This window comes from Synergistales bacterium (assembly GCA_021736445.1).
Classification (GTDB): domain Bacteria; phylum Synergistota; class Synergistia; order Synergistales; family Aminiphilaceae; genus JAIPGA01.
Map to the genome: position 1 here is coordinate 1 of JAIPGA010000030.1, position 23,715 is coordinate 23,715.

The following is a 23,715-nucleotide window of genomic DNA, read 5'->3' on the forward strand; positions in this document are numbered from 1 at the left end:
GTCCCCGTCCGTCGGAGTGGAGCGGCGCCGATCTGGAGGGGCGGCTGCGGGGAAGCGGCGCCCGGATCCCGGTTGCCGAGGACAACCCCGCCAACCAGCAGGTGGCCCTGGGCATCCTGCACAAACTGGGCCTCCGGGCCGAAGCGGTGGGTAACGGCCGGGAGGCCCTGGACGCACTGGAGCGGATCCCCTACGACCTGGTGCTCATGGATGTGCAGATGCCGGAGATGGACGGCTACGAGGCCACCAGACGGATCCGGCGCTCACCGCAGGTGGATGATCCCGCCGTGCCGGTGGTGGCCATGACGGCCCACGCCATGGAAGGCGACCGCCGGCGCTGCCTGGAGGCGGGGATGGACGACTATGTCTCCAAGCCGGTGGCGCCGCAGGCCCTTGTGGCGGTGCTGGAACGTCTCCTGCCTCGCCGGGGGGATCTCCCGGCCGGAGGCGGCGCGCAACCCGTCGCGGCGGAACCGGGGGAGACCGCGGTCTTCGACCGGGAGGGGCTGCTGGAGCGCTTCATGGGCGATGAGGAGCTGGCCCGCGAGGTGGCGGCGGTCTCGCTGGAGAGCCTGCCTCCGCTGGTGGACACACTCCGGGAGGCCCTGGCCGAGGGCGACGCGGCGGGGACGGCGGATTGCGCCCACACCCTCAAGGGCGCCGCGGCGAGCACCGGCGGCGAGGCGCTGCGGGAGGCCGCCCTGCAGGTGGAACGGCACGCCGGGGCCGGCGATCTGCGGGCCGCCGGGGAGGCCATGCCCGCCCTGGATGAGGACCTCGCCGCCCTGCGTGAGGCCCTGGAAGGCTTTCTGGAAGAGCGGGGGGCCCGGTAGGGCGCACGGCAGATATGTGGTGCCTCTCCCTTCGGGGGGATGGAAACGTGCGGGGAGGCCGCCCGCACCGTAGAGGGCGATGCCCAAAGGATGTGAAGCCAGTGAGGCAGCGGAGCAATCGAGGAGCATGCCGGTTTTGCGGCTGGCGGCGTGGGGTGTGCCATGCCCTGCAGACGCTGTGGCCCGCCCGGAGGGCGGAGGGCTGCGAACCGCCGGAACCGTCTGCGGAGCGGCCGCCGACGCTGGAGGATGTGGTGGATCTCCCCACCCTCCGGGCTCTGATGAAGGACTTCTACCGGGTGACGGGCACCGGCGTGGGGATCGTCGACCTCCAGGGCGATGTGCTGGTCGCCGAGGGCTGGCAGGAGATCTGCACGGAGTTCCACCGCAGGCACCCCGAGACCAGAAAGAACTGCATCGAGAGCGACGTCTATCTCTCCGATGGCGTGGAGCCGGGGACCTTCCGGGAGTACAAGTGCAGAAACCACATGTGGGACATCGCCACCCCCATTGTCATCGGCGGGTGGCATGTGGGGAACATCTTTCTCGGCCAGTTCTTCTACAGCGACGAGGAGCCCGACTACGAGACCTTCCGGGAGATGGCCCGCACCTACGGCTTCGACGAGAAGGCCTATCTGGAGGCGCTGGACCGGGTCCCCCGCTGGGATCGAAGTCATGTCCACCGTGTCATGCATTTCTACGCCCGGCTGGCCAACCTGATCGCCGGCGAGGGCTACAGCCGTCTGGAGCTCTCCAGGGCGCTGCAGGCCAAGGAACGCTTCGAGGAACAGCTGAAGGAGGCCGTTGCGGAGGCGGACCGGGCCAACCGGGCCAAGAGCGACTTTCTGGCCGGCATGAGCCACGAGATCCGCACCCCCATGAACGGCGTGGTCGGCATGGCCTCGCTGCTGCTCGATACGGAGCTCACCGACGAACAGCGCCGCTACGCCCAGGTGATCCAGTCCAGCGGCGAGTCGCTGCTGGGTATCATCGGCGACATCCTGGATCTCTCCAGGATCGAAGCGGGCAAGCTGGAGCTGGAGGAGGCGGCCTTCAACCTCAGCGGCCTGCTGGACGAGCTGACGGGGATGATGGAGCTCAGGGCCGCCCAGAAGGGGCTGGCCCTGCACTGCTCGGTGGCGCCGGGGGTGCCGGTGCTGCTCAGGGGCGACGCGGGACGGATCCGGCAGATCCTGATCAACCTGGTGAACAACGCCATCAAGTTCACCGACCGGGGCGAGGTGGCCGTGCTGGTGACCCTGGAGGCGAAGGAGCAGACCGCCGCGCACCTGCGGTTCACCGTCTGGGACACCGGCATGGGGATCCCCACAGAGCGGCAGGGGGAGCTCTTCCGGAGCTTCTCGCAGCTCCGGGACCGTGCCGGGAGACGGGAGGGAACGGGGCTGGGCCTCGCCATCTCCAGACAGCTGGTGGAGAAGATGGGCGGCGAGATCGGCGTGGAGAGCGAAGAAGGCACCGGTTCGACCTTCTGGTTCACCCTCCGTCTGGAGCGGCAGCAGGGGAGCGGAAGCGGGGAAGCCGCCCGGGGAAGCGTCCACAGCCCCATGGACGAGGCCTCGCTGGACCGGCTTCGGCGGAGCGGCGCACGCATCCTGGTGGCCGAGGACGACCCCGCCGGGCAGAAGGTGGCCAGGGCGCTGCTGGGGCGGCTGGGTCTCCACTGCGATGTTGTCGCCGACGGGGCAGGGATTCCGGATGTCCTGGCCGGCGACGGCTACGATCTGGTCCTGATGGATGTCAGCCTGCCCGGCGAGGATGGGTGCGAGGTGACGGAGCGGATCCGCGACCCCGAGAGCGGCGTTCCCGACCGCGGGATCCCCGTGATCGCCATGACCGCCCACGCCATGGAGGGCGACCGGGAGCGGTGCCTCCAGGCGGGGATGAACGACTATCTCGCCAAGCCCGTGACCCTCCAGGCGCTCACCGAGATGCTCGTGACCTGGCTTCTGCTGGGGGGGTGCAGGAAGGGGCCGCCGGAGGAGAATCCCGAGGAGACGCCCCACGGGCCGCCGGTCTTCGATCTGGATGCCGTGCTGGAGCGCTTCGGCGGCGACGGCGAGCTGGCCCTGGAGGTGGCCCGGATCACCCTGGAGGAGCTGCCCGGCGGAATCGACGCCGTGGAGACCGCCCTGGCCTCCGGGGACGGCGGCGCAGGCCGGCATGCGGTCCACAAGCTCAAAGGGGCCGCCGCCAACGTAGGCGGCGAGGCGCTGCGCGGCGAGGCCGAGGAGGTGGAGTGCTTCTTCGGGAACGGCGACCTCCGCAGCGCCCGGCGGCGTCTGCCGGTGCTCCGGCGTCAGTGCCGCCGGCTCGCGGCGGCGCTGGAAGGCTTCCTGGAGGAACAGGCCTAGTCCGCAAAAAGGGGCTGCGCTCCCATCCCGCTGCGGTGCCGGATGCCCTGGTGTCCCCGGGACGGCGCGGAGGATCCGGCCCCGGCGGCTGGGCGCTTTCTGCATCATTGGTCCCTCCGAGTGAGAAAAACGGCTGAAGACCGCGCTTCCCGGCGCTTTTGCCGAATATATCCCTCCCAGTCCTTCCCGACCCGCTTTCCCTGATGAACTCTGACCTTTATACTTGCATACGTCAGGAAAGATCAAAAGATACGGCACGGGCGTGCGCGGCTCCACAGGGGTGCGCTCGCCCGTGGTGATGCGAGGGAGGAATGGCTATGGATCTCAGCATGCTGACGCAGAAATCCCAGGAGGCGCTGAGCGAGGCGCAGAAGACCGCTGTCGGTTACGGCCACCAGGAGGTGGACAGCGAGCACCTGCTGCTGGCCCTGGTGCGCCAGGAGAGCGGTCTGGTGCCCCGGCTCCTGCAGAGGATGGACGTCAACGGCGACGGTCTGGCCGTGGCGGTGGAGCGCCACCTGGACGGTCTGCCCCGGGTCTCGGGGCCCGGTGTGGAGCCGGGAAAGATCGTGGTGACCCAGCGGCTCTCCAGGCTGCTGGTGGACGCCGAACAGCGGGCCAGGCGCCTGAAGGACGAGTATGTCTCGGTGGAGCATCTCTTCGCCGCGTTGATCGCCGAGGGCGAGAGCACGGCGGCGGGGCGGATCCTGGAGGAGTTCGGCGTCACCGAGCAGCGTTTCCTCGGCGCCCTCACCGATGTGCGGGGCCACCAGCGGGTGCAGAGCGCCACGCCGGAGGGCACCTACGAGGCGCTGGAGCGCTACGGCCGGGACCTGGTGAAGGAGGCCCGGGCCGGCAAGATGGACCCGGTGATCGGCCGGGACGAGGAGATCCGGCGGGTGATCCGGATCCTCAGCCGGAAGACCAAGAACAACCCCGTCCTCATCGGCGACCCCGGCGTGGGCAAGACGGCCATCGCCGAGGGACTGGCCCAGCGGATCGTCCGCGGCGACGTCCCCGAGGGCCTCAAGGAGAAGACCCTTTTCGCCCTGGACATGGGCTCCCTGGTGGCGGGCGCCAAGTACCGCGGCGAGTTCGAGGAGCGCCTCAAGGCGGTGCTCAACGAGATCCGGGAGAGCGAGGGCAGGGTGATCCTCTTCATCGACGAGCTGCACAACATCGTCGGCGCCGGCAAGGCCGAGGGCTCCATGGACGCCGGCAACATGCTCAAGCCCATGCTCGCCCGGGGGGAGCTGCACTGCATCGGGGCCACCACCCTGGACGAATACCGGGAGCACGTGGAGAAGGACAAGGCCCTGGAGCGGCGCTTCCAGCCGCTGGTGGTGGACGAGCCCACCGTGGAGGACAGCATCTCCATCCTCCGGGGGCTGCGGGAGCGTTTCGAGGTGCACCACGGGGTGCGCATCCAGGACAACGCCCTGGTGGCGGCGGCCATGCTCTCGGACCGCTACATCACCGACCGCTTCCTGCCCGACAAGGCCATCGACCTGGTGGACGAGGCCTGTGCGCTGATCCGCACGGAGATCGACTCCATGCCCGCCGATCTGGACGCCGTCTCCCGTCGGGTGATGCAGCTGGAGATCGAGGAGGCGGCGCTGAGCAAGGAGAGCGACAAGGCCAGCACCGAGCGGCTGGCCAGCCTGCGCAGGGAGCTCCAGGAGGCCCGCAACCAGCGTGACGCCATGCAGGCCCAGTACGAATCGGAGAAGGAGTCCATCAAGGGCGTCCAGGAGCTGCGCGGGCAGATCGAGCAGGTGCGCCGGGATATCGAGAAGGCCGAACGGGAGTACGACCTGAACCGTGCGGCCGAGCTGCAGCACGGCACGCTGCCCCAGCTGCAGCGGCAGCTGAAGGAGCAGGAGGCGGCGCTGAAGGAGCGCATCTCCGGCCAGTCGCTGCTCCGCGAGGAGGTCACCGAGGACGAGATCGCCCGGATCATCAGCCGCTGGACGGGGATCCCCGTGGCGCGGCTCATGGAGGGCGAGCGGGAGAAGCTCCTCCGCCTGGACGACGTGCTCCACGAGCGTGTGGTGGGCCAGGACGAGGCGGTGCAGGCCGTGGCCAACGCCGTTCTGCGGGCCCGGTCGGGGATCAAGGACCCCCGGCGGCCCACGGGTTCCTTCATCTTCCTGGGGCCCACCGGCGTGGGCAAGACCGAGCTGGCCCGCTCGCTGGCCCGGGCGCTCTTCGACAGCGAGGACAACATGGTGCGCATCGACATGTCGGAGTACATGGAGAAGTTCTCCGTCTCCCGGCTCATCGGCGCCCCGCCGGGCTACGTGGGCTACGAGGAGGGCGGCCAGCTGACCGAAGCGGTCCGCCGCCGGCCATACAGCGTGATCCTCTTCGACGAGATCGAGAAGGCCCACCAGGATGTCTTCAACATCCTGCTCCAGGTGCTGGACGACGGCCGGATCACCGACAGCCAGGGCCGCACGGTGGACTTCAAGAACACGGTGATCATCATGACCAGCAACCTCGGCGCCGACCATCTGATGGAGGGCATCACCGGCGACGGCGAGATCACCGACAGGGCACGGAACGCCGTGCAGAGCGAGCTGCGCCGGGCCTTCCGTCCGGAGTTTCTCAACCGGGTGGACGATATCGTGCTCTTCAAGCCGCTGCGGCTGGAGGAGATCGAGCGGATCATCGATCTGCTGGTGGAGACGTTGCGGGAGCGGCTGGCCGAGCAGCGGATGAGTCTGGAGATCACCCCCGGGGCGCTGGCCCATATCGCCAGGGAGGGCTACGACCCCGTCTACGGCGCGCGGCCGCTGAAGCGCTTCCTCTCCCGGCATGTGGAGACGGCCATCGCCCGGCGGCTCATCGCCGGCGACGTGCTGGAGGGCGCCACCTTCACCATCGACGTGGAAGAGGGCAAGCTGCGGATCGGCTGCGAGAACCCCCGCGAGGAGAGCGCCGGGGAGGACGAAGATGGGGTCATCAACGGCGAGATCGTCGGATAGGGTTCCCGGGAAAGGACCTCTCCGACGCTGATGCAACACTGCAACGCGGCGGCGGGTATCCGCGGGAAACGGCGGGTCCCGCCGCCGCTATTTTTGGGAAGCCTCGGCGCTCCGCGGCAGGGGGCCGTTGAGGCGCTGTTCCGCCACGGCGCCGCCGATACCGGCGTTGAGACAGAGGTCGTGGAGGATGTGCCATGCCGCCGGGGTGTCCCAGGGGCGGGCGGCAAAGAGGAGCAGCTCGATCTCCGGCCAGCTCGGCTGGTACCACTGCAGGCTCCCGAGCAGCGCCTCCCTGACGGCGGGGTCGCTCTCCTCGCGGAAGCGGTGGAGGAGAAGACGTCGCGTCCTGCGGCCGGGCAGACTGCGCAGGGCCCGGGCGGCCGAGGCGCGGATGTTGCTGTCGGAAACGAAGAGATGGGAGGCGATGTCGGGGGCGAATCGTTGGAGCTCGGCGTTGCCCATGGCCTCCAGCAGAACGGCGGTCAGCTTCGGGTCGCCGGAGGCGTGCAGTTTCCGCCGCAACAGCCGGCTGATGGTTGTCTCCCCGGGCTGCCTGCCTGCCTGGATGCCCAGGGCGATGAGGGCGGCGTTGGACTCCTTGAGGTCCTCCGGGGTGCCCCGCGTTCCGGCGATCTTCCAGAGTGCTCCCACCGTGTTGCTGGAGAGGCTGTCGGCACGTCCCAGGGCGATGACGGCCCGCACCCGGTTGTCCACCGGTTGACCGGTGTCCCTCGCCAGGGTGACCAGGGCGGCTTCGGCTTCTCGGGTGCCGCTGGCCTGCAGGGCGCGGATCAGCAGGGAGGCGGTGCTGCGGTTGTGGGGGTGGTTCCCGATATAGCCGGGCACCGCCGCCGCTTCCCCGGGGTGTTCCGCCAGGTAGCGGCTCAGGTCCTGGAGACTGCGGGGCTCTCCGGTTTCCATCGGCTCGGGGATGTGTGCCGAGAGAGATCCCCGAATGTCTTCCGCTTCACCTCTGTTGACGGGGCGCTTTCCGGAGGGATCCCGGGGTGCCGGTTCCCACGGGGCGGGCAGGTCCCTTCCGAGGGCCGCAGCGGGGAGCCGGGCAAGGGAGCATGCTTTGGTGAGGCGGAGCAGCGGGGTTTCGGTGTCGCCCACGAGGAGCTCCTCTCTGGAGTGCAGGCCTTCCAGCCACTGCGCCCCGAGCTCCGCCTCCAGTCGGGCGGCGGCCACGGTCAGAGGCAGCGCACCGAGGCGGCTCCGCCGGTAGGCGGTCTTGGTGCGCAGGATGTCGCCGCCCAGTGTCATGGCGTATTCGGCCCGGAAGATCCCGGCGCTGTCCTTCTGGGTGTGCTCCCATCGGCCGGCGCCGTCGCCGGGGAGGACCACCTCGCAGGAGCGGAGCAGCTCCCGCAGGATGGCCCGTTCCGTCCGAAGCATCGAGTCGGGGAAGGAGAGATGCCGGATCGCCCCGCTGGGCCGATAGGTGGCCCGGAAGGGCGCGGCCAGGCGGCGGGCCGTTTCGGGGTGCGGGCGACCGTCGATCCTGCAGTGGGCGGTATCGAAGCGCAGCCCCATCTCCACGGCCAGGGGGGTGGCCTTCAGGGGGTGGAGCTCCAGCGTTCCCTGCAGCTCCAGTTCGGGAATGGGCGTGCTGCCGGGCAGATTCATCTGCAGCTGCCGCGTGAGCCGGCAGCGGTACGCCAGAGGGTTTCCGCGCCGCCAGGCGAACTCCTCCGGAGAGGGCGGCGGGCTGTCGGTGGCGATGCTCCCTTTGAGGATGACGAGCACGGCGGCAACGCACAGGACAAACGCGGCGGCCGCGAGGGGCCTCTGTTTCCCCAGCTTTCGCATGTACCGGTCAGCTCCCTTTTGATTCCTCCTGTTCCAGCACCTCCATGGTGGCGTTGTAGGCCGCTTCCAGCTTCCGGAGTGCCCTTTCCATGGTCTCTGCGGCCGCCTTCTCCTCCGCCAGTTTCATGAGGGTGACGGCTTCGCGGTACATCCGGTCGGCGTTGACGTTGGCGCTGCTGCCTTTCAATGTGTGGGCGTAGTAGTAGGCGCCCTGGTGGTCGCCGGCTTCCACGCTCTTGCGGAGGTCGGCCATGAGCGAGCCCGTCTGTTCGGTGTAGAGCTCCAGCATCTCCCGGGCGAGCTCCACGTCGCCGGTGCGCCGGTGCAGGGTGTCCAGGTCCAGGAGGGGGTGTGTTTCGTCCTGCTCCGGGGCGTCCTCCGGTGGGGCGTCCGGGTTCTTCCCGCCCGGCTGCTCCGGGAGATAGCGGGCCAGCACCGCCTCCATCTGCTCCGACTGGAAGGGTTTGACGAGCACCGCATCCATGCCGGCCTCGTAGAAGTTCTGCCTGTGGCTCTCCAGGGCGTCGGCGGTGATGGCGATGACGGGGGTGTGGACACCGGTCTCTTCCTCCTCCCGGCGGAGTTGCCGGGTCACGGCGAGACCGTCCATGTTCGGCAGGTGGACATCCACGAAGGCCAGGGAGATCCCGCCTCTGCGGAGCTCCTGCAGCGCCGTTTCCCCGTCCTCGCACTGCACCAGCTCGAAGTGCAGCCGGTGGAGCATCTTGCCGATGAACTTCATGTTCACCCTGTCGTCCTCCGCCACAAGCAGACGGTGGCCGCTCCCGTCCAGACGGGGGCGCGCTGTTTCGGCCGCTGCCTGCTGCTTCTGCGGGCGGCCGAGGAGGGTGGCGCACCGTTCCATGACCTCGCCGGGCGTGAAGGGCTTGGAGACCAGCTCGCAGGCGGCGAGGGCGGCGCAGCGTTCGTAGCCTTCCATGCGTTTCCTGGCGGGGACCGCCAGCAGGATGGGGAGCTCATGCCCGGCGGCCCGGCGGAGCGCCGTCTCCGCGGCGGTGCTGTCCGCTCCCTCCCGGTCCTGCTCGATCACCGCCATGCCGATCCGGCGGTCCTCCGCTGCGGTGCGGAGCATCTCCTCCCCGGATTCCGCGATGACCACCTCCGCCCCCATGTGCCGGAGCTGTCGCTCCAGGATGCGGCGCAGGGTGTCCCCCCGGGTGCCGAGGAGACAGCGGATCCCCTCGGGCAGCGTCCCCCGGGGGACCAGAGGGTGGCTGTCCTCCACGGTTACCCCGGCGGTGACGGTGAAGGTGCTGCCTTCGCCCGGTGTGCTGTCCACCTGGATGTCGCCGCCCATCATCCTGGCCAGTTTGCGGGAGATGGCCAGCCCCAGGCCGCTGCCGCGGTGCTCACGGGCGTAGCTGTCGTCGGCCTGGGAGAAGGCGTCGAAGATGGCTTCCGTTTTCTCCTGGGGGATCCCCGGCCCCGTGTCCCTGACGGTGAGGGTGAGCTGTGCCTCCTCGGCTTCGGTCTGGTCGATCCGGGCGCCGATCAGGATCTCCCCTGTATCGGTGAACTTCACGGCGTTGCCGATGAGGTTCAGAAGGATCTGCCGCAGCCGCAGGGGGTCGCCCCCGAGCTGCCGCGGGAGGGAAGGGTCGATGTCGCAGAGGAGCTCGATGTCTCTGTAGCTGCTCTGGGGGGCGAAGAGGCGGGCCGCGTCCCCCACCAGCTCCCCGGGGTTGAAGCCGCGCTGCGCCATCTCCATGCGGCCCGATTCGATCTTGGAGAAGTCCAGCACATCGTTGATGATCTCCAGCAGCGTGTGGGCGGAGTTCTGCAGATCCGCCAGGTACTCCTGCTGGGCCGGCGAGAGCTCCGTCTCCAGGGCCAGCTCGGCCATGCCGATGATGCCGCTCAGGGGGGTGCGGATCTCGTGGCTCATGTTGGCCACGAACTGGCTTTTGGCCCTGTTGGCCGCTTCGGCCGCGTCCCGGGAGTCCCGCAGTGCCTGCTCCGCCGCCTTCTGCCGGGAGACGTCGCGGACCACGCCGGTGACCCTTATGGGTTCGCCCAGGGCGTTGCGGGCGGTGATCTCGCCGATGTCGTAGAGCCAGGCGTAGCCGCCGTCGGCGTTCCGGATACGGTAGGTGGTCTCGTACCGCGGGACCTTCCCCTCCAGGTGGTCCCGCATGCTCTGCATGACCCTCTCGTAGTCCCCGGGGTGGATCAGTCCGGTGAAGTGGGTGTAGTGGGTGAAGTCGTCGGGGTCGTAGCCCAGCATCTCCGCCTTCCGCCGGTTGGCGTTGACGCTCCCGTCGGGCACGTGCATCTCCCACCAGGCGATGTTGCCGGCCCGCATGGCGCCCTCCAGACGGTTTCTGTAGGTGGCCAGTTCGTCTTCCAGGGTCTTGGTTCTGGAGCTGTCCAGCAGACCCACCGTCACCATCTCCGGCGGCATGGGTCTGGAGGTGACCTCCAGCTGTCGTCCCGAGGCGGTGCAGAAGAAGGAGCTGGAGAAGGAGCACTCCTCCTCCAGCGTTCGCGCCAGCAGAGTCGGCCAGTCCAGCTCTCTGGGCAGCCCCTCCGGCGAGAGCCCCCGGTCCGGGCCGCCGGGGAGATTGAGCAGCGACTGGAAGCCGGCGTTGGCCTCCACCAGGAGGAATCCCCCGGTCTCCTCCCGGGTGAAGATCGCGGCGGCGTGGGGAACGGCATGGAAGAAACGCTCGAAGCGGTTGGACTCTGCGCTCATGGTATCTTCTCCCTAACGGAAATGCAGCAGTGCTGTCATAGCTCCCGGTTCTCTCTGGCAGAAAGTATAGCATTATTTCCACGAGGCTAACAGCGATGTGTGCTGTGGTATACTTGCCCTTTCACGGCGGACCGGCGATGTGGCCATGGCCACCGGCGTTCTGCTATGCTATTGTTATGGGAGACAAGGCGGCGGCAGAGATGGACGCGCCGTCAATGGTGGTGTGATCCGGGATTCCGGTTGTGCGGCTCTTCCCGGACCGGATAGACGGGACACTGTAGAGCGGAACCTGGTATCCTGCTCCCCGTGGGAAGAACCCCTGCGTTGCGAAGTACAGGAACCAGAGTCAAAGGGGGATTTGTCAACATGGAGGACCACGTTCTGCGGCTTGGGGCGTACAGGCCCCGGTACCCGCTGATCCAGGGGGGCATGGGGGTTCTCGTTTCCGGGCCGAAGCTGGCGGGGGCCGTGGCGCGGGCCGGCGCGGTGGGGACCATCGCTTCGGTGGGCGTCGCCGCCAACCATTCCGGGTATGACGGGACGAACTATTTCGAGGCGAACCAGAAGGCGCTGAAGGAGTGTCTGGAGGAAGCCCGCGGGGTCGCCCCCGAGGGCGTGCTGGCGGTCAACTGCATGGCCGCCCTGACGGATTACGAACTCCACGTGCGGGCCGCCTGCGAGGGCGGCGCCGACGTGATCATCTCCGGGGCCGGACTGCCCATGAAGCTCCCCGAGTTCGCCGCGGACTACCCCGATGTGGCGCTGGTGCCCATTGTCAGCTCGCTCAAGGCGGCCACGCTGATCCTGCGCCGCTGGAAGAAGCACTACGACCGCCGGCCCGACGCCTTTGTCGTGGAGACGCCCCTCTATGCCGGGGGGCATCTCGGCGCCCGGGACGAGGAGCAGGCCGTAGATCCCTCCCTCTCTCTGGAGGAGGTGGTGCCTGCGCTGACGGCCTATCTGGCCGAAAACGGACTGGATGTGCCTGTGGTGGCCGCCGGGGGGATCTGGGACCGGAAGGATATCGACCACGCCTTCAGCCTCGGGGCTCAGGGCGTGCAGATGGGCACCCGCTTCGCCGCCACCGAGGAGGGCGACGCCGCGCTGCGCTTCAAACAGGCCTATGTGGATGCCGGGCCGGAAGACGTGGTGCTCATCCAGAGTCCGGCGGGGCTGCCTGGCAGGGCGATCCGTTCGCCCATGGTGGACGCCTACCTCAGGGGGTCCGTCAAGAGCAAGCCATGCTTCGCCAACTGCCTGACCCACTGCCGCTACAAGAAAGAACGGGAGACCTTCTGCATCGCCCAGGCGCTGATCGACGCCTACCGGGGCGACTGGGAGAACGGCCTGTTTTTCTGCGGCACCAATGTGACCAGGGTCCACAGGATCGAGCGGGTGGACGACATCATCGCCGAGCTCTTCCCGGACTCCTGAGGGGGGAGCCCGGCGGAACGGAGAGCGGGGAACCGGCGCCTAGGCTCCGGTTCCCCGCTTTTCCTGTGCCCGGCTGTCGGCGATGGGCTTCCAGAGCAGCAGATAGACCGGCAGCGCCGTGGCGGCGATGACGGTGGCGAGGATGCGGAAGGCCACGCTCGGTCCCGCCCAGGTCGCCAGGTAGCCGGTGACCACCGGCGAAAGGAAGAAGCTCCCGGCCATGCAGAACCAGACCAGCGAGGTCACCTTGGGGCGCAGCCGGGGCGGGGCCACGTCGCCGATGAGCGCCAGATTCAGCGGGAAGCCGAAGCCCATGGCGATGCCGAAGAGCACCCCCCAGACGCCGAAGGCCAGGTTGCTGTCGGCGAAGGTGGCGCCCATGAGGGTCAGCGAGGTGCAGGCGAAGGCCAGCGGCGGCAGCCGCAGCCGTGGGAGCCTGTCCATGAGCTTGAAGCCCAGCATCCGGATGGCCACGGCCATCCCGGCGTTGCCGGAGATGAAAAACGACGCCATCAGCCCCCGCTCCATGGCCAGCGAGGCGATGGAGACCACCGAGGCGTCGATGAAGGCGAAGAGCACCACCGTCAGAAAGAGCACCCGCACCGGTCGGTGGGTGAAGACCTCCCGGTAGGTGCCCCAGTCCCGCTTTCCGCCGCCCTGTTCCATCGGAGGAGGCTGGAGCGAGAAGGCCAGCACCAGGCAGGCCAGCGCCGCGACGGTGGGCAGCCAGATGTAGAGCTGGGGGTGGCCGTGGTGCAGGATCCACTCCGCCACCGGCACGATGGTCACCAATGGGGCGATGTTGCCCGCGGAGATGAAGGTGAAGGCCGACCCCCGGGTCTCATCGGGGATCACCAGGGTCTGGTAGGTGGTGAGCCCCACCACGTAGAGGCTGGAGCCGAATCCGGTGAGCGCCCGCCAGACGAGGATGGCCGCCACGTTGTTCCCCGCAAGCGCCACGCCGGCGCTGCCGGCCGCACAGATCAGCGCCGCCGTCACCAGGGTGGGGCGGAAGTCGAAACGCTCCACCACCCAGGCGCCGAAGGGCCTGGTGAGGGTGGAGGTGGCGAAGTACATCCCCAGTATCCAGCCGATGGTATCCGCCGCGGTGACCCCGTGCTGTACGAGGTAGGGCGCCAAGAGAAAGTAGATGTTGCCGAAGCACATGATCCCGTAGGTGGCCCCGGTGATCCTGGCGATGGTCTTCCGCATCGGTGGTTTTGCTCCTTTCCGGCCTGCCGGCCCTCTGGGTTTCCATGCTGTCCCCCGACAGAGTGGAACGGTTCCCGCTGCGGGAACCGTTCCACTCCATTCTATGGGCTGTCCCCGACGGCGAGGAGGTTGCTAGTCGTCGTCACCCCCGTCGTCGTCGTCATCATCATCGTCTTCGTCGTCGCGGTCGTCCTTGTCGCGATCGTCGTCCCGCGCCGAGCCGCCGCGGCCGCCCCGTCGCTTCTTCCCCTTGCCGGCCAGCAGTACCACCAGCGCCACGATGGCCATCAGTCCCAGGCCCTGTCCCGACTGGGGGTCCACATCGATCTGCGGCAGAAGGAGCCACGCCGCCGCCACCGCCAGCACTGCAAGAATCAGTCGGATCATCCGGCACCACCCTCTCCTCGTGGAGTGTATTGCATTCAATGCCAGGAGTATACCACAGTAGAGGGGGAGAAGGGGATGCCGACCCTTCTTTGCGTTCCGGGGAGTAGTCCCTTCCGCCGCCGGGCGTGTAAAATAGAAGACAGAAACAGGACGACAGCAGGGAGGGATGTGTCATGAGTGGGAAGCGGCTCTTTGTTTCCGGCGCCACCGGAAACGTGGGGAAACACCTGGTGCGCACCATCGCCGCCGACGAGAAGACCGAGCTGGTGGGCGGCTTCTGCGCCGAGTACGATCTGGATCTGGGTGACGCGGCGGGCATCGGGACGCTGGGAATCAAGGGGGTCCAGGATCTGGAAGAGGGCCTGCGGGAGACGGCCCCCGATATGGTGATCGACTTCACCTCCGCCAATATCGTGATGGACAATCTCAAGGTCTACGCCGCCCGGGGCGTGGACGCCGTGATCGGCACCACAGGCTTCGACGCGGAGATGATGGAGCAGGCCTGCACCATGGCCGGCGACGCCGATGTCCGCTGGGCCATCATCTCCAACTTCGGCCCCGGGATCAACCTGGTGCTGGAGTTCCTCCACAAGGCGCGGCAGTACTACCCCTACGTGAGCGTGGTGGACCGCCACCCGGCCCGGATGGCCAACGCCCCCAGCGGGACCGCCGTCAGCCTGGCCCAGGCGGCCGCGCCGGACACCCCGGGGGAACACCGCAGCTCCGAGGTGCTGCCCGGTGTCCTGGGCGCCACGGAACAGGGCGTGCAGATCCTGGCCCAGCGGCTGCCCTACCCCGGCCCCTACTCGGAGCACGAGATCACCCTGGCCCGGGAGGACGAGACGATCCGCATCAACGTGCAGGACTTCTCCAGCGCCGTCTACATGGACGGCGTGATGGAGGCCGTGGCCAAGCTCCCCGGGTTCCCCGGGGGGACCGTGGTCACCTCGCTGGACGAGCTGGATCGCTCCTGACCGGCTTACTGGGCGGCGGGAGCATACTTCACTGTAAGGAGGCTATCCATCTCCAATGAAAGAGAACAGACTCACCATAGCCTTTGAAAGCGGTCAGCTGACCTACAGCGACTACGACGTGGATCTCTACAACACGGGTATCACCCAGGTCCTCAGCGTGGCCGCCGCCAGGGGGCACGAGATCTACCACTTCCGTATGGAGGATCTCTACTGGCACGGCGAGGAGCCCTTCGCCAGGGCCTCGGTGCTGGAGCTTCCTCCGGGGTGGGACGGCGAGCCCGTCACGGCCCACCAGTTTGTGACCAAGGTGGACGAACGGCCTCTGCATCTGGCCGATGTGGACATCTGCTTCGCCCGGGGCGACGACATCCGCAATCTCGAGGAGACGCCGAATATCGACATCCTGCGGACGCTGGACGGCCGGGGGGCGCTCTTCGAGAGCCTCAACGCCACCCTGGTCTCCACCGACAAGTACGAGCTGGTCAAACGGGTGCCCGAGGTGCCCCAGCCGGTCACCTTCGCCGCTTCCGCCATGGAGGAGGCGCTGGAGGCCCTGGAGCGGCTGCCGCGGGAGCACGACTACTTCATCATCAAGGACCGCTACGGCTACGGCTGCGGTCTGCAGGTCCACCGGGTGAGCTTCGACGACCCCGAGCTGGAAGAGGTGCTCCACATGTACCTCTCCATGTACGGCCGTATCCTGCTGCAGGAGTTCTGTCCGGAGGTCAGAAACGGCGACCTGGTGGTCACCTTCTTCGACGGCGATCTCATCGCCCCCATGTTGCGGGAGCCCGCCTACGGCGAGTGGAAGACCAACATGTCCTTCGGCTGCAACCAGATCCTCCACGTGCTCACCAACGAGCAGGAGAGCATCGCCCGGAGCGTCATCGAGGCCTTCCCGGAGCTGCGCTACGCCTCGGTGGACATGCTCACCACCGGCAAGGTCATCGAGATCAACGCCTTCCCCGGCGGCATCGGCCTCTACGATATCTACGGCATCTCCGTGGGCGCCATCATCATGGACAGGATCGAGTCGGAGCTCCTCCAGCTGGCGCCGCCCAGGACGGAGATCGCCGCCTCGGTGGTGGAGCAGCCCGTCACCCACTGGAGCAATGTCTACGAGTACTTCGAGCAGTTCGACGAGCGTCTCCCCGTGGTGGATGTCTTCGGCGACGAGACCTACGAGCTGGCCATCCGCGATCTGGTGGAGTTCACGCCCCGGTCCAACGACTACATCCTCTCCATCCCCCACTCGGGTGTGCTGGTGCCGGAGCGCTTCGCCGACCGCTTCGACCTGGGCCCCGGATGCCTCAAGGAGATCGACATGCTCAGCGACGTGCTCTACGAGGGGCTCGACGGCCTGCAGCTCATCTCCCGGCTGGCTCCTTTCTTAGTGGACATGAACCGCAGCCGCGACGGGCTGGACGACGAGAACCTCCCCTTCCATCTCAAGAACTCCGCCACGGAGTACTACAACATCGAGAACGAACTGCTCCTCCAGCGTCCCTATACGCCCGAGGAGCGGGCCAGGGTGATCCGCTACTACGATCTCTACCACAACATCCTGCGCTTTCTCATCGACAACATGATCTCCGAGCGCGGCTACGCCCTGATTCTGGACGCCCACTCCATGTCCTCCGTGGGCTGGGGCCGGGTCTACGACGAGGGCGAGGAACGGAGCAACTTCGTGGTGGGCACCCTGGACGACCGCTCCGCCGACGCCGAGATCATCCACTCCTTCTACAGCGGTCTGGAGAACGCCGCCATGACCCACGATATCGGGCTCACCACCGCCAAGAACGAGCCCTACTCCGGCGGATTCATCACCAGGATGCACAACAACCCCGCCGGCAATGTCCACGTGATCCAGCTGGAGGTCACCATGGACACCTACATGTACGAACCGGACGAGGCGAACCGCAACAAGCGCTACGCCCTCAAACAGCCGCGGCTCAAGATGGTGCGGGACATCATCACCCACGCCATCGAGTCGGCCGGGATGGCCGCCAGAAGCCTCTACTCCTGAAGCGACAGCGATGCGCCGCCCGGCAGGGGCGGCGCATCTGGTACAATGGCCTGCATACACTGTATTGCACAGGGGGTGACGCTGTGGGCGGTACGACAGAACAGGTCCGCGCGGCGGTGGTGCAGGCCGCGCCGGTGCTCTTCGACCGCGAAGGGACCCTGCGGAAGGCGCTGGACCTCTGCGGCGCGGCGGCGCAGGGGGCGAAGATCGTGGTCTTCCCGGAGAGCTATATCCCCGCCTATCCGCGGGGGCTTGCCTTCGGGACGGTGATCGGGAGCCGCTCCATGCCCGGCAGACGGGATTTCGGCCGCTATTTCGAGAATGCCGTGGAGGTGCCCGGCAGAACCACGGAGGCCCTCGGCGCGGCGGCCCGGGACTACGGTGTCTTTCTGGTGATGGGCGTGACGGAGCGGGCCGGGGGGACGCTCTACTGTACGACGCTCTACTTCGGTCCCGACGGGAGCTTGCTGGGCACCCACCGGAAGCTCAAGCCCACGGGATCGGAGCGCATCGTCTGGGGCGAGGGCGACGGCAGTACGCTGACGGTGGTGGAGACCCCCTACGGCAGGCTCGGCGGCCTGACCTGCTGGGAGAACTACATGCCCCTGGCCAGGGCCGCCATCTACGGCAAGGGGGTGTCGCTCTACGTGGCGCCCACGGCGGACTCCCGGGAGAGCTGGCAGGCCACCATCCGGCATATCGCCATGGAGGGGCGCACCTTCGTCCTCTCCTGCAACCAGTTCGTCACCAGGTCCATGTACCCCGACGATCTGGAGTGCGCGGCGGAGCTGGAGACACAGCCGGAGGAGATCTGTCCCGGCGGGAGCGCCGTTCTGGATCCCCTGGGGGACACCCTCGCCGGCCCGGTCTACGGGAGGGAGGAGATCCTCTACGCCGATCTCGATCCCGGTCTCCTCGCCAGGAGCCGCTTTGACTTCGATGTGAACGGCCACTACGCCCGGCCCGATGTCTTCCGTCTCCATGTGGACCAGCGGCCCCGGTCCGGGGTGACCTACCGGGGAGCCGAGGGGTAGCGGCATGTCCTGGGATCGCGAGGAATTCCGCAGGGGGTTCAGGAGTGTGCTGCCCTTTGTGTTCGGCGTCTTCCCCTTCGCCGTGGTGGCCGGCGTGGCCGCCATCGAAACGGGGCTGAACGTGGTGCAGGCCGTGGGGATGTCGATGATCGTCTTCGCCGGGGCCTCCCAGCTTGCGGTGCTGCAGCTGCTGCAGGACGGGGCGCCCTTTGTGATCATCCTGGCCACGGGGCTGATCGTCAATCTGCGGTTCATGATGTACAGCGCGTCCATCGCGTCCCTTCTGGACACGAGGACGCCCTGGACGCGCCCCCTGCTGGCCTATATGCTCATCGACCAGCCCTACGCGATGACGCTGGCCCGGGCGCGGGAGGACGGCGACGGCGACTACACCTGCTTCTTTCTCGGCGCCGGGGTCTTCCTCTGGGGGGTCTGGGAGGCGGGTTCGCTTCTGGGCGCTCTGCTGGGGGACATCATCCCCCCGTCGCTCTCCCTGGGCTTCGCCGTGCCGCTGACCTTCACGGCGCTTTTGATCCCCAACCTCAAGGCGCGCTCCGACGTGGCGGCCGCCGTGGCCGGCGGCCTTGCGGCGGCAATCTTCGTGCCCATTGTCCCGCTGCGGGCGGGGCTGATCCTGGCGATCTTCACGGGGATCTTCGTCGGCGTTGTCGCGGGTCCGCGGCTGGACCGGAGGGGTGAGGCGCCGGAATGACCCTGCTGGTATGGGGTATCATCATTGTTCTGGGGCTCGGAACGTTTCTGCTCAAGGGGAGTTTCCTCTTCAGGGGAAGAGGGGGGACGCTGCCGCCGCTGGTCCGGCGGATGCTCCGCTACGTGCCCTCGGCGGCCATCGCGGCCATCATCGCCCCCGCCGTGGTCTATGCGCCGGACGGGGCGCTCTTCGAGCTTTCGGGGACGCGGATCGCGGCCGTCTCGGTGGCCTTCCTGACGGCCTGGAAGACCAGGAACATCGGGCTCACGCTGGTTGTGGGGATGAGCGTTCTGTGGGCGGTCTCCTGTCTGGGATAGGATACCGAGGAAGAGCGAAGAGAGGAGAGAGTGCGATGGAGGAGAGATCGACGCTTGTTGTCATCTGGAGCAGCGACAACCGGGAGGTCTGGGACGAGCTGGTTTTCATGTACACCCTGAACTCCGCGGTGAGAGGATGGTGGGACCGTGTGGTCCTGGTGATCTGGGGGCCTTCGGCGAAGCTCGCCGGCGCCGACGGGGGGATCGCCGACAACCTCCGCGACGCCGCGGCGAAGGGCGTGGAGCTGACGGCCTGCAAGGCCTGCGCCGACCACTACGGGGTTTCCGGGAGGCTGGAGGAGCTGGGCGTGGACGTGCGCTACATGGGCGAGCCGCTGACGGCGTTTCTCAAGTCCGGCGCCAGTGTGCTCACCTTCTAGGGTAGAAACGGGGTGTTCCGCCGCGGCCTGCCGGCAGGCCGCGGCGCTGTGCTCCCTCTGGAGCCCCCGATGAGCGGTCCCCGCTATGTGTCTTCCTGTTCCCCGAGCTCCTCTTCCAGCCGGGAGACCGTCTCCCGCTCCCTGGCGGGGAGCTGTTGCAGGATGGAGCGCCGCACCTCCTTTGCGAAGGCCATCCTGGATTCGATATTCGACGCGCCCTGCCTTCCCTTCCGCTTTTTCCTGAAGTCCGTCCAGCTCATCCGCTTGCCGTTTTCCAGCACGTCGATGTCGGCCAGGCGCTTCCCCTGGTCGTCGAACTCCAGGCCCAGGCAGATGCGTTTCAGCTCGCCCTGGGAGTGGGGTGTGTAGAGCCGTACCTTGTAGACCGGGACGCTCATGAGGACCATGGCCTGGTCTTTGCCCCAGCCTTCCTCCACGATGACGCCCAGTTCCAGCCCGCGGATCACGCAGACCAGCCGCCGGTAGTGGAGGAAATAACGCTCGTAGATGTCGTAGATCCGGATCTCCGCGTTGGTCCATTTCTGCCCCTGCAGCGAGGTGTTGAGGAACTCGATGTCCCGGCTGCGGAGCTCGGCGAGGAGCTCCTTCTGGTCGCGGTCGATCAGCAGACCCTCGGAGTGGAGCTCCTCCACGGTGATGCTCCGGTTCAGGGGTGTCTTGGTGAAAAAGACGGCTGTAGAGGGCAAAACGGCGCAGCCCATGAAGAACCCGGGCGTGATGGAGGCGGCGTCGTATTCCTTCCGGAGCTGGTCGACCACCGGTTCCATCTTGCCCATCAGCCGGACCAGGATCATCCCCGGCGAGGGGCAGATGTTGGAGATGCAGTCGGTGACGCCTTCCCGGATCATGGTGATGAGCGTCTCCTCCAGGGGGGCCCGGACCAGGATGATGTGTTCGTATCGCCCCATTCCATGGCCGACGAAAAAGAGCATGTCCTCCTCGCCGAAGGCGCTGTCGCCCTCCAGCTCCGGCGAGAAACGGGCCGCCCGGGCGTGTTCGATGAGAAAGGCCTCCAGACGCTCCCGGTCGGTACATTCCACGTAGAGCATCCTCGGTCCGCCGCGCACCAGTGAGAACATCCCGCATCCCTCCCTTCGTCTTCCTCCAGTGATCTCACCCGCCCACAGGCCTGTCAGAAGCGGAAGCTGCGTTTGAGCATCCGCTGGTCATCGGTGCCCACGGGGTAGGAGAGATAGCTGATGTGTCCGCTGTCCGTGTCGATGACGTGGATATGCTCCAGACCGTTGAGGAGCACACGGTCAGTATAGACCCTGCTGGGCAGATCGTCACTGTGGCCGTAGAGGTTGAACTCCCCTTCGCGGCCCAGGATATCCTCGCTGTAGTGGGCCACGCGGAGCCGGCGGCCGCCCAGAAGCAGGTCCGCAGGTTCCGTCAGGATGGTGCTGCGCCGGGCGAGGTGGCGGACGGTCGCGGCGTTGTCGTGGTTGCCCATCACCAGGAAGACCCCGGCGCGGGAGTCCTCCAGGATGGCCAGCAGCTTGCGTACCCTCGGGGTGTAGTCCTCGATACAGTGGGGGTGGAGCTCCAGCTTCACCTCGTCCACCAGATCGCCGGTGTGGACGATCCACGCCGGCTGGATGGCGCGGATGATTCGTTTGAGGGCGCGGAATGTTGTCGAGGGTGTGTCGGAGATGTGGAGGAGCAGACCCGGCCGGGGTTCGATCCGCCGGTAGGGCTGGAGCCGCTCCAGCAGGCCTCGGAAGAGCCGGGGGAGCACCGGGTCAGGCTCCGATCCAGAGATAGCGGACGAGCAGATAGAGGCTCGAAAGGGAGAGCGAGATCAGCACGGTGCGCATGCCCAGCTGGGCGAAGTGCCGGAAGGAGATGGGAAATCCCGAGCGCTCGGCGATGTCGGCCACCACCACGTTGGCCGCGGCGCCGAGGAAGGTGCCGTTGCCGCCCAGGCAGGCCCCGAGCGCCAGCGCCCAGTAGAGGGGGGGCGTCGCCATGTCCAGGGTCTGCGCCAGTTCCTGCACCACATGGACGAAGGTGGCCGTGAAGGCGATGTTGTTGACCACCGTGCAGGTGAGCCCGGACATCCAGAGGACCACCAGGATCGCCAGCAGCGGCTTGCCGAGGACCATATGGGCCAGGAGCTGGGCCACCAGCGAGATGATCCCCGTCTCCTTGAGCGCCCCCACCAGGATAAAGAGCGCCGCAAAGAAGACCAGCGTGGGCCACTCTACGTCCTGATGGATCACCTCCCGCCCCTCCAGGCCGCTGACGGAGAGCAGCAGCGAGGCCCCCAGCAGGGCGATCACCGCCGGTTCCAGGTGGAAGATGTGGTGGACGGTGAAGGCGGCGAGCACCAGCAGCATGGCCGTCCCCGTCTTTTTGAGCAGCAGGGCGTCGGTGACCGTCCGCTGTTCGTCCACGTGGAGGACGCGCTCGAAATGGTCCCGGGGGATCGCCAGCTGGCTTCGGAAATGGAAGGCCAGGTAGAGCAGCGCCACGGTGAGGATGATGACCACCGGCGGGCCGAGGTTGACGATGAAGTCCAGAAAGGAGAGGTCGCCGTAGGAGCCGATGATGATGTTCGGCGGGTCGCCGATCAGTGTGGCCGTGCCGCCGATGTTGGAGGCCAGGGTGACGGGGATCAGCAGCGGGACGGGGTCGATCTCCATGAGGTCCGCCAGGGAGATGATGATGGGGCAGATCAGGAGCACCGTGGTGACGTTGTCGAGGAAGGCCGAGAGCACCGCCGTCACCGCCGAGAGGGCGGCCATGGTGATCAGGCCGTTGCCCCGGGTCAGTTTCATGGTCCTGATGGCCACATACTGGAAGACCCCGGTGCGGGAGAGGATGCCCACCATGATCATCATGCCCAGCAGCAGCCCGATGGTGTTGAAGTCGATAAACCGGACGGCCTCCGGCGCGGGCAGGATATGGAAGGCCATGAGCAGAGAACAGCCGAGGAGGGCGGCGAGACTGCGGGCGACCTTTCCGGAGGCGATCAGCCAGAGCGATCCAAGAAAGATACCGAGGGCGAACCAGGCCTGTGTCGTCATAGTGTGTTTTCCTCCGGGGTAGGGATACAGCTGACAGGGTACACCTCCCTGGAGCTCCCTGCAAGGAGATGATGCGCGCTGCCGACCCTAGGCGTTCCTGGATTTCTCCCTGGAGACCTGCAGATACTCCATGAGCCCCTCCATTTTGAGCGGTTCGTTGCCGCTGTAGTAGTGGATGCCGATCTCCAGTGCCGGTTCCAGCGCCAGAAGATGCTGTTTCTTCTGGATCACCTGGCCGAAGAGGCCACGGAGGTGCTTGGCGAAGCTCTTTGCGCCGTTCTGGCTGGTTTCCAGCAGGAAGAACAGGATGGTGTCGTTGGAGAGGCGGAAGGTCAGATCGGTGTCCCGCAGCTCCGCCAGCAGAGCCTGGCTGAAGGTGACCAGGACGTCCTTCCGGTCGGCGTCGGTGGGCACCCCGCCCTCGCCCTTGCGATAGGTGATGGCGATGAGCACCGCCGAGAGCCAGCGCCGGTAGCGTTCGGCCCGGGCCAGTTCGAAGGGGCCCTGAATCTGGAGGTACTCCTCGGTGAACAGCCCCGTCTCCGGATCTTCAACCACAATGGTTTTCCCCTGCCGCGGCTGTTCCTGCCGGGCCTCCGCCGGCTCTCCCTGTTCGGGGAGGCTTTCGGCGGGCAGGAGGCAGTAGAGCCGCCGGCCCTGGCCTTCCCAGTGCAGGATCCGGAAGTCCTGTCCGCCCAGGGAGATCCGGGTGGTGTCCTGCGGGAGGAGCATGTCCACCTCCTGCCCCTGTACCGCCGTCCTGTCGATTCCCAGCAGGCCGAGGAAGGCGTCGTTGGCCTCCGTGACGGTGTTGTCGCCGCCCACCTCGATGACGGGGAAGGGGCATCCCGTCGCCGCCTCCGTCTCCGCCGGTGGTTGCGCGGCCGGTTCTTCTTGTTTCGCATGCTGGAGATTGCGTTGCAGCTTCGTCTTGAGGGCCAGGGCATGCTGGACGGCGCCGCCTCCGGTGGCCGCGCCGACGGCGATGAGGGCCACCCCCGTCCAGGGCACCATCGCCGGGAGTCCGAACTGCAGGGCCAGGGCGAGCACCGTGAAGCCCTGGCAGAGCGCCTGGATGGAGGCCACCGAGAGCTGCATGTCCGGGAGGGCAGAGAGGGGGACGTAGAGCCCGGTCAGAAGGATGTAGAGTACCATCAGGGCGGCCCACATCCCTGCAGGCAGCCCTTCGGCGCTCCGGGCGTCGCCGAGAACGAGAAGAACCACGGCGATAACGATGGAGATCAGCGGCGGGAGCGACGCGATGCGTGCGGACAGACTCATGGACTTCCCCCTTCACGGTCGATGGAAACGATGTTCTTTTCTATCCTACCACGCTGTCCGCCCTCGCCTGTGGTCCCCTGTGAGGTGGGGGGTGGGCATCAGGGCTCATTCTCGACGATCCGGTTGCCGCAACGGCCACGTCGTCTCCGTCTGCCGGGGGCGGCCGCCTCCCTCCGGCAGTCCTCGCAGAG

Annotated in this window: 18 protein-coding genes; 10 read left to right on the forward strand and 8 right to left on the reverse strand. The window is 67.3% G+C overall.

What is annotated here, in order from left to right; all coding sequences use genetic code 11:
• The 3 genes from K9L28_06230 to clpB form a co-directional block, all read left to right on the forward strand.
• The coding region (locus K9L28_06230; protein ID MCF7935916.1) for a response regulator at nucleotides 1–833 on the forward strand (833 nt) is incomplete at its 5' end.
• Between the two features lie 101 nt (nucleotides 834–934).
• Complete coding sequence (locus tag K9L28_06235; protein MCF7935917.1) at nucleotides 935–3,205, forward strand: PocR ligand-binding domain-containing protein; 2,271 nt, start codon at nucleotides 935–937, stop codon at nucleotides 3,203–3,205.
• 317 nt (nucleotides 3,206–3,522) lie between these two features.
• Nucleotides 3,523–6,192, forward strand: coding sequence for an ATP-dependent chaperone ClpB (gene clpB, locus K9L28_06240; protein ID MCF7935918.1), 2,670 nt, complete (start codon nucleotides 3,523–3,525; stop codon nucleotides 6,190–6,192).
• 87 nt (nucleotides 6,193–6,279) lie between these two features.
• Here the strand turns inward: clpB and K9L28_06245 are convergent, their stop codons facing one another.
• Nucleotides 6,280–8,004 carry a hypothetical protein gene (locus K9L28_06245; protein MCF7935919.1) on the reverse strand — a complete coding sequence of 575 codons (1,725 nt, stop codon included), beginning with the start codon at nucleotides 8,002–8,004 and terminating at the stop codon, nucleotides 6,280–6,282.
• 7 nt (nucleotides 8,005–8,011) lie between these two features.
• Nucleotides 8,012–10,717: a response regulator gene (locus K9L28_06250; GenBank protein ID MCF7935920.1), complete on the reverse strand. Its 2,706-nt coding sequence runs from the start codon at nucleotides 10,715–10,717 to the stop codon at nucleotides 8,012–8,014.
• 366 nt (nucleotides 10,718–11,083) lie between these two features.
• Here K9L28_06250 and K9L28_06255 point away from each other — a divergent pair, with 366 nt between their 5' ends.
• Entirely contained in the window at nucleotides 11,084–12,151 is a 1,068-nt protein-coding gene (locus tag K9L28_06255; GenBank protein MCF7935921.1) for a nitronate monooxygenase family protein, read from the forward strand.
• A 39-nt stretch (nucleotides 12,152–12,190) separates the two neighbouring features.
• Here K9L28_06255 and K9L28_06260 read toward each other — a convergent pair whose 3' ends face one another.
• Nucleotides 12,191–13,363, reverse strand: coding sequence for an MFS transporter (locus K9L28_06260; GenBank protein ID MCF7935922.1), 1,173 nt, complete (start codon nucleotides 13,361–13,363; stop codon nucleotides 12,191–12,193).
• Between the two features lie 132 nt (nucleotides 13,364–13,495).
• Nucleotides 13,496–13,750, reverse strand: coding sequence for a hypothetical protein (locus K9L28_06265; protein ID MCF7935923.1), 255 nt, complete (start codon nucleotides 13,748–13,750; stop codon nucleotides 13,496–13,498).
• A gap of 173 nt (nucleotides 13,751–13,923) precedes the next feature.
• Between K9L28_06265 and dapB the strand changes: the two genes are divergently transcribed.
• The 6 genes from dapB (at nucleotide 13,924) to K9L28_06295 (ending at nucleotide 19,193) form a co-directional block, all read left to right on the forward strand.
• Nucleotides 13,924–14,724, forward strand: a complete 801-nt coding sequence (dapB, locus tag K9L28_06270; GenBank protein MCF7935924.1) for a 4-hydroxy-tetrahydrodipicolinate reductase — start codon at nucleotides 13,924–13,926, stop codon at nucleotides 14,722–14,724.
• Nucleotides 14,725–14,779: 55 nt separating this feature from the next.
• On the forward strand, nucleotides 14,780–16,750 hold the full coding sequence (locus K9L28_06275; protein MCF7935925.1) for an N-formylglutamate amidohydrolase: 1,971 nt from the start codon (nucleotides 14,780–14,782) through the stop codon (nucleotides 16,748–16,750).
• An 83-nt stretch (nucleotides 16,751–16,833) separates the two neighbouring features.
• Complete coding sequence (locus K9L28_06280) at nucleotides 16,834–17,784, forward strand: carbon-nitrogen hydrolase family protein (protein MCF7935926.1); 951 nt, start codon at nucleotides 16,834–16,836, stop codon at nucleotides 17,782–17,784.
• 4 nt (nucleotides 17,785–17,788) lie between these two features.
• Nucleotides 17,789–18,496: an AzlC family ABC transporter permease gene (locus K9L28_06285; protein ID MCF7935927.1), complete on the forward strand. Its 708-nt coding sequence runs from the start codon at nucleotides 17,789–17,791 to the stop codon at nucleotides 18,494–18,496.
• Nucleotides 18,493–18,813 carry an AzlD domain-containing protein gene (locus K9L28_06290; protein ID MCF7935928.1) on the forward strand — a complete coding sequence of 107 codons (321 nt, stop codon included), beginning with the start codon at nucleotides 18,493–18,495 and terminating at the stop codon, nucleotides 18,811–18,813. The genes K9L28_06285 and K9L28_06290 overlap by 4 nt, the downstream gene beginning before the upstream one ends.
• Nucleotides 18,814–18,848: 35 nt before the next feature.
• Nucleotides 18,849–19,193, forward strand: a complete 345-nt coding sequence (locus K9L28_06295) for a DsrE family protein (protein MCF7935929.1) — start codon at nucleotides 18,849–18,851, stop codon at nucleotides 19,191–19,193.
• 83 nt (nucleotides 19,194–19,276) lie between these two features.
• Here K9L28_06295 and K9L28_06300 read toward each other — a convergent pair whose 3' ends face one another.
• The 4 genes from K9L28_06300 to K9L28_06315 form a co-directional block, all read right to left on the reverse strand.
• Nucleotides 19,277–20,293, reverse strand: coding sequence for a hypothetical protein (locus K9L28_06300; GenBank protein ID MCF7935930.1), 1,017 nt, complete (start codon nucleotides 20,291–20,293; stop codon nucleotides 19,277–19,279).
• A 53-nt stretch (nucleotides 20,294–20,346) separates the two neighbouring features.
• Nucleotides 20,347–20,952, reverse strand: coding sequence for a metallophosphoesterase (locus K9L28_06305; GenBank protein ID MCF7935931.1), 606 nt, complete (start codon nucleotides 20,950–20,952; stop codon nucleotides 20,347–20,349).
• A gap of 4 nt (nucleotides 20,953–20,956) precedes the next feature.
• Nucleotides 20,957–22,243, reverse strand: coding sequence for an ArsB/NhaD family transporter (locus tag K9L28_06310; GenBank protein ID MCF7935932.1), 1,287 nt, complete (start codon nucleotides 22,241–22,243; stop codon nucleotides 20,957–20,959).
• An 87-nt stretch (nucleotides 22,244–22,330) separates the two neighbouring features.
• A complete protein-coding gene (locus K9L28_06315; GenBank protein ID MCF7935933.1) occupies nucleotides 22,331–23,524 on the reverse strand; it encodes a diguanylate cyclase in 1,194 nt (397 codons plus the stop codon).
• Between the last annotated feature and the right edge of the window lie 191 nt (nucleotides 23,525–23,715).

Bases quoted from the DNA above. Each gene is read 5' to 3' on its own strand.
- K9L28_06260 (MCF7935922.1), bottom strand. From the start codon at position 13,363: ATGCGGAAGACCATCGCCAGGATCACCGGGGCCACCTACGGGATCATG.
- K9L28_06310 (MCF7935932.1), bottom strand. From the start codon at position 22,243: ATGACGACACAGGCCTGGTTCGCCCTCGGTATCTTTCTTGGATCGCTC.
- K9L28_06245 (MCF7935919.1), bottom strand. From the start codon at position 8,004: ATGCGAAAGCTGGGGAAACAGAGGCCCCTCGCGGCCGCCGCGTTTGTC.
- K9L28_06265 (MCF7935923.1), bottom strand. From the start codon at position 13,750: ATGATCCGACTGATTCTTGCAGTGCTGGCGGTGGCGGCGGCGTGGCTC.
- K9L28_06250 (MCF7935920.1), bottom strand. From the start codon at position 10,717: ATGAGCGCAGAGTCCAACCGCTTCGAGCGTTTCTTCCATGCCGTTCCC.
- dapB (MCF7935924.1), top strand. From the start codon at position 13,924: ATGAGTGGGAAGCGGCTCTTTGTTTCCGGCGCCACCGGAAACGTGGGG.
- K9L28_06290 (MCF7935928.1), top strand. From the start codon at position 18,493: ATGACCCTGCTGGTATGGGGTATCATCATTGTTCTGGGGCTCGGAACG.
- K9L28_06275 (MCF7935925.1), top strand. From the start codon at position 14,780: ATGAAAGAGAACAGACTCACCATAGCCTTTGAAAGCGGTCAGCTGACC.
- K9L28_06255 (MCF7935921.1), top strand. From the start codon at position 11,084: ATGGAGGACCACGTTCTGCGGCTTGGGGCGTACAGGCCCCGGTACCCG.
- K9L28_06300 (MCF7935930.1), bottom strand. From the start codon at position 20,293: ATGTTCTCACTGGTGCGCGGCGGACCGAGGATGCTCTACGTGGAATGT.
- K9L28_06285 (MCF7935927.1), top strand. From the start codon at position 17,789: ATGTCCTGGGATCGCGAGGAATTCCGCAGGGGGTTCAGGAGTGTGCTG.
- K9L28_06295 (MCF7935929.1), top strand. From the start codon at position 18,849: ATGGAGGAGAGATCGACGCTTGTTGTCATCTGGAGCAGCGACAACCGG.
- clpB (MCF7935918.1), top strand. From the start codon at position 3,523: ATGGATCTCAGCATGCTGACGCAGAAATCCCAGGAGGCGCTGAGCGAG.
- K9L28_06315 (MCF7935933.1), bottom strand. From the start codon at position 23,524: ATGAGTCTGTCCGCACGCATCGCGTCGCTCCCGCCGCTGATCTCCATC.